Here is a 13,112-nt window from a genome sequence, read left to right as displayed (position 1 = left end):
GCTTTTCTCTCCTGATATTTCCCGTATTTCTCGCCCATGACCCAAAACGCCCCCTTCTTCCTCCTGGCCGGACTGGCTGCGCTGGCCGCCTGCAACTCGCCCCAAACCACCACTCAAACTGAGTCTACCGCTCCGGCCGCCGCGGCTGGCGCTGCTACCGCTATGCCTACTTCTACCGCCGCTGGCAAAACCTCCGACGGAACGGAGGTGCAGCTGTATACCCTCACCAACGCCCACGGCGTCAAGGCCACCATCACCACCTACGGCGGCACGCTCACCAGCCTGCTGGTGCCCGACAAAAACGGGCGGCTGGGCGACGTGGTGCTGGGCTTCGATGACGTGGCCGGCTACTTCGGCCCCGAGTACCTGAAGGAAGGCCCCTACTTCGGGGCGCTGATTGGGCGCTACGGCAACCGCATTGCCAAAGGCCGCTTCACGCTCGAAGGCAAGGAGTACACCCTGGCTACCAACAACGGCCCCAATCACCTGCACGGCGGCAAGCGCGGCTTCGACAAGGTGGTGTGGCAGGCCACGCCCGGCACTTCGGAAGCGGGCCAGACGCTCACGCTCAGCTACTTGAGTAAGGACGGCGAAGAAGGCTACCCCGGCAACCTGCGGGTGCAGGTGGTGTACACGCTGACCGCCGACGACGCCCTGCGCCTCGACTACACCGCCACCACCGACAAGGCCACGCCCGTCAACCTGACCAACCACTCCTACTTCAACCTCAACCACGGCCAGGCCAAAGACGCCCTGGGCCACGTGCTGACCCTGAATGCCGACCGGTTTACGGTGGTAAACGACCAGCTGATTCCGACCGGGGAGCTGCGGCCGGTGCAGGGCACGCCCATGGACTTCCGCCAGCCCCACGCCATCGGCGAGCGAATCAAGCAGGTGCCCGGCGCCGCGCCCGGCGGCTACGACCACAACTGGGTGCTGGCCGACGAGCAGCGCCCTACGCCCCAGCCCGCCGCCACGGTGTACGAGCCCGAGTCGGGCCGCACCATGGAGGTGCTGACCGACCAGCCCGGCGTGCAGTTCTACTCCGGCAACTTCCTCAAGGGCAACCTCACGGGCAAGGGCAACACGGCCTACGTGCAGCACTACGGCTTCTGCCTCGAAACCCAGCACTTCCCCGACTCGCCCAACCAGCCCAAGTTCCCCAGCACCATCCTGCGCCCCGGCGAAACGCTGAAATCCACCACCATTTACAAGTTCGGCGTGCGGAAGTAATCCTGGTCATTGCGAGGAGGTACGACGAAGCAATCCGTCCTTGTCAGGGTTAAAAGCGGCTGAACTCTTTAAAGCCCTGGCAGCACACCGACGTTAGAGCTTTGAGAGGTCGAACTGTCTGCACTTTGACAAGGACGGATTGCTTCGTCGTACCTCCTCGCAATGACAAATAATCCTTAAACTCACCACCTCACTATCCACTTCCTCTCCCACAACCCACCTCATGTCCCAAAACCTCGCCTTTATCGACCTGGCGGTCTTTCTGCTGTACATCGTGGGCGTGTCGCTCTACGGCTACTACATCTACCGGCGCAAGCACTTCAAGGCCGAAGCCGATTCCAAAGACTTCTTCCTGGCCGAAGGCTCCCTGACGTGGTGGGCCATCGGGGCCTCCATGATTGCCTCCAACATCTCGGCCGAGCAGTTCATCGGGATGTCGGGCGGGGGCTTCGTGCAGGGCATTGCCATTGCGGCCTACGAGTGGGTAGCGGCCCTGATTCTGATTTTCGTGGCCGTGTTCTTCATGCCGATTTACCTGCGGGAAAAGATTTACACCATGCCGCAGTTTCTGGAGCAGCGCTACAACTCCACGCTGAGCCTGATTATGAGCGTATTCTGGCTGTTCCTGTACGTGCTCGTCAACCTCACGGCCATCCTGTACCTGGGAGCCTTGGCCATCAACAACCTGGTGGGCGGCGACAGTTTCCACTACATCCTGCTGGCCCTGGCCGTGTTTGCCCTGTTCCTGACCCTGGGCGGCATGAAGGTGGTGGGCTATACCGACGTGGTGCAGGTAACCGTGCTGCTCATCGGCGGCCTGGCTACTACGTACATTGCCCTCACGCTGGTAAGCCAGAAATTTGGGCTGGGCAACGACGTGCTGGCCGGCTTCCAGGCCATGATCAAGGACGCCGATGACCATTTTCACATGATCTTCGAGAAGCCTGGCCCCGGTGCGCCCCAGGCCGAGGTGAACCGCTACCTGGCCTTGCCGGGTCTGGCCATGTACGCCGCCGGGCAGTGGGTGGCCAACCTCAACTACTGGGGCTGCAACCAGTACATCACCCAGCGCGCCCTGGGCGCCGACCTCAACACGGCCCGCACCGGCATCTTGTTTGCCGCGCTGCTCAAGCTCATCATGCCCCTGATTGTAATGCTGCCAGGCATCGCGGCCTACGTGCTCCACAAAAACGGCGCCCTGCAAGCCGAAATGGCGTCCACCGGCACCTTCAACCCCGACAACGCCTACTCGGCTATCCTCACCTTCCTGCCCAACGGCATGAAAGGCCTGGCTCTGGCTGCCCTCACGGCCGCCATCGTGGCCTCCCTGGCCGGTAAGGCCAACTCCATTTCCACCATCTTCACCCTCGACATCTACAAACGCTACCTCAACAAGGACGCCGACGAGAAGAAGTTGGTGTGGATTGGCCGCGTCACCATTCTGGGAGCCATGCTGATGGCTATTTTCCTGACCTGGAAGGACGCCCTGGGCATCAGCGGCGAAGGCGGGTTTACGTTTATCCAGAAGTACACCGGCTTCATTTCGCCGGGCATTGTGGCGGTGTTTGTGCTGGGCATGTTCTGGAAGCGCACCACGGGACCGGCCGCCGTAGCCGGCATTCTGGCGGGCTTCCTGCTGTCGGTGCTGTTCAACAACTACGCCCCCACGCTGTTCGGGCCCGAAACGCCTCTGTACACGGCGTTTATGAATGCTCAGGGTTTCTACGAAATCCCCTTCCTGGTGAGCATGGGTTGGTCGTTCTTCTTCACGGTGGTGCTCATGGTGGTCATCAGCTTGGCCGGCCCCCGCGTCAACCCCAAAGCCCTGAACCTGAACCTGGCCATGTTCAAAGTCAGCCCCCAGAATACGTTTCTGATTGTGCTGATTCTGCTGCTGGTAACGGCGCTGTACGTGAAGTTCTGGTAGGGCCGCTTCGTGCGCGCCCGGCCGTCAGAACACCAAGCAAGCAAGCAACGCGAAGTTGTACTTCGCGAGGCATTAGAACGAGGCCGTTGGGGGGTGACCTGACGGCGCGGACGCCTCGCGAAGTACAGCTTCGCGTTACTTGCTTTTAAAACGCCCAACATCGTGCTACCGGCCGGGCGCGTGCAACGCGCACCCCTACAGTTTGATGCACACGTTCTGGGCCTCGGTGAAAAACCGCAGGGCCTCCAGCCCACCTTCGCGCCCGACGCCGGAGCTTTTCATACCGCCGAAGGGTGTGCGCAGGTCGCGGTGCAGCCAAGTATTCACCCATACCACGCCGGCGTGCAGCTGGTGGCTGAGGCGGTGGGCGCGGGCCAGGTCGCGGGTCCAGACGGCGGCCGACAACCCGTACTCGGTGCCGTTGGCCCAGGCCAGGGCCTGCTGCTCCGTATCAAAGGGCGTGAGCGTGACGACGGGGCCGAAGATTTCCTCCTGATTTACCCGGCACTCCGGGCCCAGGCCCTCGAACACGGTAGGCTGCACGAAGTACCCGCCGGCGCAGCGGCCCGGCAGCTGCACCCGCTGCCCGCCAGCCAGCAGATGGCCGCCTTCCCGGTAGGCCAGCTCAATGTAGCTCAGCACTTTGTGCAAGTGTGCTTCGCTGACCAGGGCGCCCTGGCGGGTGGCTTCGGCGAGCGGGTCGCCCACGGTCAGCTCTTGCACCTGGGCCAGAAACTCGGTTTTGAACTGCTCGTAGATGGGGCGCTCCACCAGAATGCGGGAGCCGCACAGGCAAATCTGGCCCTGGTTGGCAAAGGCGCTCCGCACGCTGGTCTGCACGGCCTCGGCCAGGTCACAGTCGGCAAACACGAGGGTGGGGTTTTTGCCGCCCAGCTCCAACGACAGTTTCTTGAGCTGCGGCGCGGCCACGGCGGCAATGTGTCGGCCCGTGACCGTGCCACCCGTGAAGCTGATGCCCCGGATGCTGGGGTGCTCTACCAGCGCCTGCCCGGCCCGCGCCCCGGTGCCGTGCACCACATTCAGCACCCCCGGCGGCAGGCCGGCTGCCGTTGCCAGCTCACCCAGCAGGTGCGCCGTGTAAGGTGTCAGCTCCGAGGGTTTGGCTACCACGCAGCAGCCCGCGGCCAGGGCCGGCGCTATTTTCCACGTAAGCAGGTACAACGGCAGGTTCCAGGGCGAGATGCAGGCCACCACGCCCAGCGGGTGCCGCACCGTGTAGTTCAGGGCCAAGCCTTCCTGCAAGTGAGTTTCGGTGGCAAAGTGCTGCGCCAGCGTGCCGAAAAAGGCGAAGTTGCTGGCCGCCCGCGGAATATCCAGCGTGCGGGCCAGGCTCAGGGGCTTGCCCGTGTCCTGGCTTTCGGCCTGGGCCAGGCGGTCCAGGTGGCCCGTAATCAGCTCCGACAGGCGCAGCAGCAGGCGGCCCCGCTCCTCGGCCGGCCGGCGGCGCCAGGCGGGCAGGGCCGCTTCGGCAGCTCGCACGGCCTGGTCTACGTCGGGGGCGGCGGAGTCGGGGAGGGTGGCGTAGGGCTGGCCCGTGGCCGGCTCCGTCACGGGTAGGGTGCGGCCGTTGTGGGCGGGTTGGTAGTGGCCGTTGAGGTAGTTGAGCAGGGGCAGCATAGCGAGGATGAAGGTAACGTCTTTGTGAAGCGCACGCTGCCTGCTGCCGCGCAATCGGCTTACTTTGCGCCATGAAACAGGGGTTGCGCCTAGCGCTGGTGTTTGCTTTGTACGCGGTGATATTCGTGGTATGTACGTGGCCGCTGCTGCCAAACGCCACGTCGTCGTTTCTGGCCGTGCCCGGCCGCGACTCCTTCCAGTTTTTCTGGAATGCCTGGCACTTTCGCCAGGCCGCCGTACACGGCCACAACCCCTACCACACCGATTGGCTGTTTTTTCCGCGTGGCACATGGCTGGTGATGCACGCCTACACCCCCGTGCTGGGCATCCTCGGCACCGTGTTAGGCAGCGAACTACTGGGCGTGAACGTGGGGTTGTGGCTCAGCTTTGCGCTGTCGGGCACGGGGGCCTACGTGCTGGCGCGGCGCTGGCTGCACAGCCCGGTGCTTGGCCTGCTGGCCGGGTTTGTGTTTGCGTTTTCGCCGTTCAAGCTGCAACGCCTGCCGGAGCATTACAACCTGGTGCTGACGGCCACTGTGCCATTCTACGTGCTGGCGTTGCTGCAAGCATTTGCGTGGCAGGAAGGCCGGTGGCTACCCGCCGTGCGCAGCTGGCGGGCCGTAGCGGCGTGTGCGGTGCTCGGCGTTGTTACCCTGTTCAGCGACTATTACGTCCTGTTTGGCCTGCTGTACTTCACGCTGGCGTACGCGGCGTGGTTTGGCTTGCGCATCGGCCGCATCCGGTGGCGCGCGTGGCGCACGTGGGCGTGGCTGGGCGCGGGCCTGCTGGCTAGCCACGTGCTCATCAAGCAGCTGCGCCACGCCGGCCTCGACACCAATGGCGGCTTCTGGTGGGGCGGCGACGTGGTAGCCTTCTTCCTGCCCCCGCCCACCAGCCGCTGGCTGGCCTTCGAGTGGGCCGCGCGCCTCCACGCCAACCCCGACGTGTTCAATACGCCCGGCTCAGTCGAGAATACGCTGTTTGTGGGCTACGCGCTGCCGGCGCTGGCCATCGGCCTGTGGGTGGCGCGGTATTGGCGCGCCGCCGCGTGGCATCAGGACCCGCTGGGCCGGCCGCTGGCGTGGGTGCTCGGCGTACTGCTGCTCCTGACGGTGCCGGGCCTGCGTATCTACGGCCACGAGTGGCTGAACCTGCCCACCAGCGTGCTGCACTTCGTGCCGTTTTTCAATAATATTCGCTGCCCCACGCGCTGGATTATGCTTGTGGGCTTGGTGCTGCCCATTGTGTCGCTGGGCGCGCTGGAAGCGGCGTGGCGCGGGCGGCTGCGCCCGGCCACCCAAACGGGGCTCGGCCTGCTGCTGTGCGCGGTAGTAGCAGTGGAGTATTGGCCGCGCCCCTACCACCGGGCCGCGCTGGCAGCAGTGCCGGCAGTGTACCAGCAAGTGCGCCACCTGGCAGGCACGTCACTGATTCCGGTGCCGTTGGGTGTGCAAGACGGGCATCGGCGCGTGGGCGACATGGCCACCGAGCAGCTGTTCTACCAAGCCGTGCACCGCAAAAAGCTGCCCGGCGGCTACGTGTCGCGGGTTAGTCCGGCGCTGTTTCAGGGCCTCGAGCAGGATGCCGTGCTCAGCGCCGTGCTGCGCGTGCAGTCCGACCCGGCGGCCGTCAACCAGGCTGCCCCGACGCCAGCGCAACTCCAGGACTTTTTGCGCACGTATGATCCTGCCGCTTTCGTCTTCGACCCGGCGTACGCCCGGCAGCCGGTGCGGGCCTACGTGCGGCGGCTGTTTGAGCCGTTGGGCTTCACCGAGGAAGAGGAAGTAGGTGGCTATGTGCTGCTGCGCCGGCCCGCGCGCCGCTAGGGCAGCTGCCGATGGGTTTGCACGGCCGCCGGCTCCGGCAGGTTCGACTCCGACACAATATACAGCGGCCGCTGCCGCACGTTGGCCGACAGCCGGGCCAGGTATTCGCCGATAATGCCCACCGCAATCAGCTGCACCCCGCCCAGAAACAGAATGCTAATCATCAGCGAAGCCCAGCCCGGCTGGTAGTCGTGGCTCACAAAGCGGGCATAAAGCGTGTACAGCATCACCACAAAGGCAATGCCCGACACGGCAAAGCCCCCGATGGTAGCCACCTTCAGCGGCACGTCCGAAAAGGCTGTAATTCCGTCCAGGGCCAGGCGCATCATCTTGCGGTAGGTGTAGCCCGTGGCCCCGCCGGCCCGCTCGGCCCGGTCGTACTCGATGTAGGTCTGGCGGTAGCCAATCCACGAAATCTGCCCCCGGATAAACTTGTTCTGCTCGGGCATGCGCCGCAGGGCTTCCACCACCTTGCGCGAGATAATGCGGAAGTCGCCGGTATCGACGGGAATGGAAATGCTGGTGATGCGGGCCAGCAGGCGGTAAAACAGCTTGGCCGTGAGCTTTTTGGCCGCGCTTTCGCCCTGGCGGGAGCGGCGCTTGGCGTACACCACCTCGTAGCCTTCGCGCAGCTTCTGGTACAGTTCCGGAATCAGCTCCGGCGGGTCCTGCAAGTCGGCGTCGATGATGACCACCGCCTCGCCCGCGGCCCGGTCCAGGCCGGCCGTCACGGCAATCTGGTGCCCGAAGTTGCGGCTGAAGTCGAGGTAGCGCACCCGCTCGTCGCGGGCAGCCAGGGTCCGGATCAGGGCCAGGGACTGGTCGCGGGAGCCGTCATTGACGAAGATAAACTCGTAGCCCCCCGGCAGCGGCATGGGGTCGAGCACCCCGCGCAGCCGCTCGTAGAGGGCCGCAATGTTGGTTTCTTCGTTGTAGATGGGAATGATGACGGACAGATCCACGGGTACAGCGCGCAAAACAAGTGAGAAGTGAGGCTGCAAAAGTGCTAAATCCTGCCAGCAATACCCGCGGAGCGGAGCTGTAAGCCGGCAACCTACCCTTGCAGATTAGCAAATAGCTTTACCTTTGCCGGGTATAATTCAATCTGAATGACTCTGTTGGAAAAGGTAGGGCTGCCGCTTTCCGGGCGCGTCCACCGGGGTATTGCGCTGGCGCTTTTTGTACTGCTGGCACTGGTGTTTTATGGACCATATCTTACCAAACTACCCTATGGCTTTCATGACTGGGCCCAGTCAGACCGGTTGGCTTTAGCCCTAGGCTTCTACGATTACAATTTCGACTTCTTTCATCCCCGCACACTTTCGCTGGTAACAGTGGACAGCGTGACGGGCGTAGAGCTGCCGTTGCAGGCATACCTGGCTGGTTTGCTGGGGCTGGTGGTGGGCCGCGCCAACATTACGGTGGCGTTTCGCTGCCTTGATCTGGCCATGATGGTCACGGGGTTCTACTTTCTGTTTCGACTGCTTTTTGAGAGCACCGGGCGCTTCTGGGCCGGGCTGGTACCCGTTGCCTTTCTGCTCACCTCCCCCGTTTTTATTTACTACTCCGGCACCTACACCCCCGATCCGTTCAGCGTGTCGCTGCTGGCCGTGGCTACCTACTACTACTGGCGCTTCTACTATCGTGACCGGCAGTTCCGGCATCTGGTGGCGGCTACCTTGCTGTCGGGGCTGGCCATGCTTGTGAAGCTGTCTTCCGGAGTGTACTTCATTGCGTTTTCCAGCGTAATCCTGATGCTCAGCTACTTTTGGCCGAGCCTGCTAACGCTGCGCCAGAAAATAGCCTTTCTGAGCCTGATTGCCGGTATTATACTGACGTTGCTGGGCTACGTGCTGTATCATCACTACCTGCAAGAGGCCTACGGGCCCGGGTTGTTTCTGGCCAAGGCGCTGCCCATCCAGTCGTTCCGGGAGCACGAGCAGATTTGGGAGAAAATGCGGCTGTGCTGGTCCTTCGAGTATTTCACACCTGCTGGCTACGTCCTGCTCAAAGGAGGAGTAATCGTGCTGCTGCTGTATGCGGTGCTGCGGTGGCGGCAGGTTCCAGCCTACTCACCCGTTGGGATGCTGCTGGTATTGTGCGCGTTAGGCGTGCTGGGTCTGTACATCTTGCTCGGAAGCCAGATACCCGTGCATGACTACTACATCATTGCCCCGCTTCTACCGCTGCTGCTGCTACTAGTTTGCGCGGCTACGTGGTGTGTGGCGGCGGTGTTTAACCGGGGCTGGGGGCGCTGGCTAACCACGGCCGTGCTGATGGCGGCCGTAGCCTGGCCAATGTATGCCGGATTTCGTCATCATCATGCCCGGATGGCCGACCCCTACAAGCCACACAGCGACTCTTACGTGTACCGGTGGCTGGTGGGCGGCGAAGATAAGCTGCGCGCGGCCGGCGTGCCGGCGTCGGCATTCATTCTGGTGCTGGGCGAAGATGCCCCCAATCTTTCGCTGGTGTATTTCAACCGACGCGGTATTGTGTGGAAGCCAGAGCTGGCTCAGCTACAGGCCGAGACGGTGCTGCGGTCCATGGCAGGGCGCCGCTTAGCGTACCTGGTTATGCGCCGCCAGATACTGGAGCTGCTGCGGCAGCAGAACCCCGCCTTGCTTAACTCGTTTCGCCTCGTGCTGCTGTCCGGCGACTGTGCCATCTTGCAGCCCCTGCAACCACCTACCCGCTGGTAGCCACGGGCTATCTGGTATCCAATACGCACCACTCTTCTACTTTGAATGCTATGCGCCGCTTTGTTCACCTTCTAGTCTGCTGCGTTGCTGTGAGCCTGTTTGCCAGCTGCCATCGTTCCGCCGATGTGCCGCCGGTAGGCTCCGGTAACAAGCAGTGGGTAAATCAGGATTTTGAAGGTCTATGGGGGTGGGTGAGTTCGGATAAGGCGGCTTCCATTACGCAAGAAAAAGCGCACAGTGGCCGGTACTCACTAACCGTCGGTCCGGGGGTAGAATACAGTGCTACCTTTGGAGCGCCCCTGGGCCAGCTGAGCGACACCAAGCCGCGCAAAATCAATATTACCGCCTGGGTATGGGTGCCAAACGCGGAAAGCACGGCTATTCTGGTGGTGCAGGTAGGTGGCCCCCAAGGAAATGTGATGTGGGATGGCCTGCGCCTGAGCAACAAAATCAATACGTACGGCAAGTGGGTGCAGCTCAACGAGCACATCATGCTCAGCCCCAACATTGCCTACGAGCATGGGCTCAGTGTCTACCTATGGTCCCAAAGCACGCCCGCGCCCGTGTACCTAGACGACTTGGTTATTACGGAAGCCGAGTAGGATCGGACGATACGCGCAGCTGGTTCAGCCCGATAGGATATGGCTGTTGATTCTACCGCAGCCACGGTAACGCGTGGCTCCCGCGTGGCGGCCCTGTTGTTGGCAGGGGCGGCGTTGCTGTTCTATGTGCCGTACCTGGGATGGCTGCCGCGCGGCATTCACGAGTGGGCCCAGGCCGACCGCCTGGCCCTGGCCCTTAGCTTCTACGACTTTGGGTTTGACTTGTGGCATCCACGCACGTTTAGCGTGCAGTCTGCCGACGGTGTTACGGGCGTGGAGTTTCCGCTGTACTCCTACCTGGCTTCGTTGCTGGGAATCGTGTTCGGGCGCGAAGGTATCAGCCCGGCCTTCCGGCTGCTCACCCTGGCTACCGCCGCTGCGGGCTGCTACTGCGCGTTTCGGCTGGTATACGACCTCACCGGCAAGTTTGCGCTGTCTTTACTGCCCGCAGCTTTTTTGCTGTCGTCGCCGGCCTTCGTGTATTACTCCGGTAACTACCTGCCCGATGCTGCCGGGGCGTCGCTGGTCTTGGTGGGCATCTACGTGCTAGTGCGGGCCGTGCGCGCTCAGCCGGCGGGTGTGCGGGGTATGATTCTCGGGATTCTGGTACTCACGGTGGCGACGCTGGTGAAGCTGTCGGCCGGGCTCTACTTGGGCGGCGCTGTGGTGGGCCTGGGCCTGTACCTGCTACAGCATCGTCTCCGCTACGGCGCACGGCACTGGCTGGCGCTGGCTGCCAGCGCGCTGGGTAGTGGCGCCTGCATCATCGGCTATCTGCTGTACACGCGTTACCTGAACGCCGCCTATAATTCCACGCTGTTTCTGGCCGCGCCCCGCCCCATCGACTCGCCTGCAACAGCCGCTTTTATTTGGGCGCGCATTCAGCAGGTATGGTGGCCCGAATATTTCAGTCTGCCAGCCAGCCTGGTGCTGGGTGCAGCCGTAGGGTTGCTGGCTTGGAAAAGCCGCCGCGGCGGCTGGCGCCGGTATCACCCGCTGGTGGGCGCAGCCATGACGGTAGTAGTGGGTGGGCTGGCGTTTTTTGCGCTCATGGGTAAGCAGTTCATCGACCACGACTACTATGCGCTGGCCCCGTACGCGCCGCTACTCACACTGGTGGTGGCCGGTGCGGCATACGTAGCGGACCGGCAGCAATGGCAGTGGAGCGGAGTGGCAGCCGGCGTGGGTGTGGTGGTGCTGCTGGCTATTGGCTGGCACCGCCACACCCAGCGGATGCAGGAGCCGTACGGCAACTTCAGCAACTACTATTCCTACCACTGGATGGTGAATGCCGATGCGGCCCTGGCTCGTGCCCGCGTGCCGGCGCGGGCGCAGGTGCTGGTGCTCGGCGAAGATGCGCCCAACCTGGCATTGGTGTACCTCAACCGGCGCGGCATCACCTGGAAGTCGGACCTGGCGACGGTGACTGAAACGGAGCTGCTTAACCGGATGCAGCAAAAAAAACTGCACTATCTGATCCTGAGCCAGCGCAACATGCGGGTTTTCGGGCCGGCGCACCCGGACTTGCTGCGCACGTTTCGGCTCGTTTATGCTACGCCCAATTTCGTGGTGTATCAGCCCCGCACCCTGCCGGCACCCTGGTAGCCCGCCACCTTACAAGCTGCTGGTGCGGCCCCCGTCCACGGGCACGTTGATGCCGTTGATGTAGGAAGCCGCCCCCGAAGCCAGAAACGCCACCGCCGCCGCTACTTCCTGGGCCTGCCCGAAGCGCCCGGCCGGAATCAGACGCAGCATGGCGGCCTCAATAGCAGGCACATCCTGGCCGGTTTGGGCGGCTTTAGCGGCTATCAGAGACGTGTGGCGCTGGGTGACGGTGGCGCCGGGCAGCACGTTGTTGACCGTAATACCCAGCGGCCCCAGCTCGTTGGCCAGCGTCTTGGCCCAGCTGGCCACCGCCCCCCGAATGGTGTTGGATACGCCCAGGCCCGGCAGCGGCTGCTTCACCGAGGTGCTGATAATGTTGATAATGCGCCCGTACTCCTGGCGGCGCATGGCCGGCACCACGGCCTGCATCAGTAGATGGTTGCAGATGAGGTGCTGCTCAAACGCCGCCCGAAATGCCTCCGCCGGCGCATCCAGAATAGGCCCACCAGCCGGGCCGCCGGTGTTGTTTACCAGAATGTCGAAGCCTTCGGGGTGGCGCGCGAGGTGCTCGTGCAGGCGCTGGCGGAGTGTGTCGGGCTGCGTAAAATTGGCCACCAGGAAGCGGTGCTCTTGGCCGGCCGGCGTGGGCAGGGCGGCAGCCGTGGCGCGTAGGCGCTCCTCGTCGCGGGCCAGCAGCGTCACCGTAGCGCCGCGCCGGGCCAGCTCCTCGGCTACGGCCCGCCCAATGCCTTGCGTACTGCCGCCCACCAGGGCACGCTGGGAAAGAAAATCCATAGGGTGAGTGAATGTGGGAAATGTGAGGAATGAGGGGAGTGTGAGGAATCGTAATTGTCGGCGGGCTGGGCTGAAGCAGATAATGGCAGTACCAGTCCGCGCAACATGCAATTATTAGAAATATACTCGGCTGTTTACCTTGCTGCTATGGTGTCGCCTCTTTGCGTATAACCCGGATGTCCGTATTGACTACATCTACCCTCGTTTAACATTCCTGCACGTTTCTCATATTTCCCACATTCCTCACATTCACCCCCATGCCTGTCGCTCGTCCTTTCAACTTTCAGCAGTGGATAGATGAACACCGTCATTTGCTGAAGCCCCCGGTGGGCAACCAGCAGGTGTTCAAAGACAATAAAGACTTTATCGTGATGGTAGTGGGCGGCCCTAACGCCCGCAAAGACTACCACGTAGACGAAGGCGAGGAGCTATTCCTACAGCTGGAAGGTGACATCGTGGTGAAAATCATCGAAGACGGCCGGCCCGTGGACATTGAAATCAAGGCCGGCAGCATGTTTCTGCTGCCGCCCGGCGTGCCCCACTCCCCGCGCCGCCCGGCCGGCTCGGTGGGCCTGGTGCTGGAGCGGTACCGCACCCCCGGCGAGCTGGACGGCTTTCAGTGGTACTGCGAAAACTGCGGCCACAAGCTCCACGAAGAGTTTGCCGAAATCACCGACATCGTGGCCCAGCTGCCGCCCATCATGAACCGCTTCTGGGCCTCCGACGAGCTGCGGACCTGCCGCAACTGCGGCACCTACATGGAAGCGCCAGCTAAGCTGTAAGC

10 protein-coding genes are annotated in these 13,112 nt (G+C 62.9%); 7 read left to right on the top strand and 3 right to left on the bottom strand.

What is annotated here, in order from left to right:
* Positions 1-36: 36 nt before the first annotated feature.
* Both OIS53_RS13865 and OIS53_RS13860 read left to right on the top strand, forming a co-directional pair.
* On the top strand, positions 37-1,233 hold the full coding sequence (locus OIS53_RS13865) for an aldose epimerase family protein (RefSeq protein WP_264679172.1): 1,197 nt from the start codon (positions 37-39) through the stop codon (positions 1,231-1,233).
* Positions 1,234-1,456: 223 nt separating this feature from the next.
* Positions 1,457-3,160, top strand: a complete 1,704-nt coding sequence (locus tag OIS53_RS13860; RefSeq protein ID WP_264679171.1) for a sodium:solute symporter family transporter — start codon at positions 1,457-1,459, stop codon at positions 3,158-3,160.
* Between the two features lie 195 nt (positions 3,161-3,355).
* Here OIS53_RS13860 and OIS53_RS13855 read toward each other — a convergent pair whose 3' ends face one another.
* The gene (locus OIS53_RS13855; protein ID WP_264679170.1) at positions 3,356-4,798 is read right to left on the bottom strand and encodes an aldehyde dehydrogenase; all 1,443 of its coding nucleotides are present in this window, start codon (positions 4,796-4,798) and stop codon (positions 3,356-3,358) included.
* 71 nt (positions 4,799-4,869) lie between these two features.
* On the opposite strand from OIS53_RS13855, the gene OIS53_RS13850 reads away from it, so the two are divergent.
* Positions 4,870-6,624 (top strand): hypothetical protein, encoded by a 1,755-nt coding sequence (locus OIS53_RS13850; protein ID WP_264679169.1) that lies wholly within the window; start codon positions 4,870-4,872, stop codon positions 6,622-6,624.
* Here the strand turns inward: OIS53_RS13850 and OIS53_RS13845 are convergent.
* A complete protein-coding gene (locus tag OIS53_RS13845) occupies positions 6,621-7,601 on the bottom strand; it encodes a glycosyltransferase family 2 protein (protein WP_264679168.1) in 981 nt (326 codons plus the stop codon). The genes OIS53_RS13850 and OIS53_RS13845 overlap by 4 nt on opposite strands.
* A gap of 285 nt (positions 7,602-7,886) precedes the next feature.
* Here OIS53_RS13845 and OIS53_RS13840 point away from each other — a divergent pair, with 285 nt between their 5' ends.
* The 3 genes from OIS53_RS13840 to OIS53_RS13830 are packed head-to-tail and all read left to right on the top strand — an operon-like array spanning position 7,887 to position 11,533.
* A complete protein-coding gene (locus OIS53_RS13840; protein WP_264679167.1) occupies positions 7,887-9,326 on the top strand; it encodes an ArnT family glycosyltransferase in 1,440 nt (479 codons plus the stop codon).
* A 50-nt stretch (positions 9,327-9,376) separates the two neighbouring features.
* Positions 9,377-9,928: a hypothetical protein gene (locus tag OIS53_RS13835; RefSeq protein WP_264679166.1), complete on the top strand. Its 552-nt coding sequence runs from the start codon at positions 9,377-9,379 to the stop codon at positions 9,926-9,928.
* A gap of 39 nt (positions 9,929-9,967) precedes the next feature.
* The gene (locus OIS53_RS13830) at positions 9,968-11,533 is read left to right on the top strand and encodes a glycosyltransferase family protein (protein ID WP_264679165.1); all 1,566 of its coding nucleotides are present in this window, start codon (positions 9,968-9,970) and stop codon (positions 11,531-11,533) included.
* A gap of 9 nt (positions 11,534-11,542) precedes the next feature.
* Here the strand turns inward: OIS53_RS13830 and OIS53_RS13825 are convergent, their stop codons facing one another.
* Positions 11,543-12,328 (bottom strand): SDR family oxidoreductase, encoded by a 786-nt coding sequence (locus tag OIS53_RS13825; protein WP_264679164.1) that lies wholly within the window; start codon positions 12,326-12,328, stop codon positions 11,543-11,545.
* Positions 12,329-12,585: 257 nt separating this feature from the next.
* Between OIS53_RS13825 and OIS53_RS13820 the strand changes: the two genes are divergently transcribed.
* Positions 12,586-13,110 carry a 3-hydroxyanthranilate 3,4-dioxygenase gene (locus tag OIS53_RS13820; protein WP_264679163.1) on the top strand — a complete coding sequence of 175 codons (525 nt, stop codon included), beginning with the start codon at positions 12,586-12,588 and terminating at the stop codon, positions 13,108-13,110.
* The last annotated feature ends 2 nt before the right edge of the window (positions 13,111-13,112 follow it).

Origin of the sequence: Hymenobacter sp. YIM 151500-1 (assembly GCF_025979885.1) — a bacterium.
Taxonomy (GTDB): Bacteria; Bacteroidota; Bacteroidia; order Cytophagales; family Hymenobacteraceae; genus Hymenobacter.
Note: the sequence above shows the minus strand (reverse complement) of the source record. Positions and strands in the feature narration are given on the sequence as shown.

What these genes read in the sequence shown, in the direction of transcription:
- OIS53_RS13865 (WP_264679172.1), top strand. Translation starts at nt 37, where the DNA reads ATGACCCAAAACGCCCCCTTCTTCCTCCTGGCCGGACTGGCTGCGCTG.
- OIS53_RS13860 (WP_264679171.1), top strand. Translation starts at nt 1,457, where the DNA reads ATGTCCCAAAACCTCGCCTTTATCGACCTGGCGGTCTTTCTGCTGTAC.
- OIS53_RS13855 (WP_264679170.1), bottom strand. Translation starts at nt 4,798, where the DNA reads ATGCTGCCCCTGCTCAACTACCTCAACGGCCACTACCAACCCGCCCAC.
- OIS53_RS13850 (WP_264679169.1), top strand. Translation starts at nt 4,870, where the DNA reads ATGAAACAGGGGTTGCGCCTAGCGCTGGTGTTTGCTTTGTACGCGGTG.
- OIS53_RS13835 (WP_264679166.1), top strand. Translation starts at nt 9,377, where the DNA reads ATGCGCCGCTTTGTTCACCTTCTAGTCTGCTGCGTTGCTGTGAGCCTG.
- OIS53_RS13830 (WP_264679165.1), top strand. Translation starts at nt 9,968, where the DNA reads ATGGCTGTTGATTCTACCGCAGCCACGGTAACGCGTGGCTCCCGCGTG.
- OIS53_RS13825 (WP_264679164.1), bottom strand. Translation starts at nt 12,328, where the DNA reads ATGGATTTTCTTTCCCAGCGTGCCCTGGTGGGCGGCAGTACGCAAGGC.
- OIS53_RS13820 (WP_264679163.1), top strand. Translation starts at nt 12,586, where the DNA reads ATGCCTGTCGCTCGTCCTTTCAACTTTCAGCAGTGGATAGATGAACAC.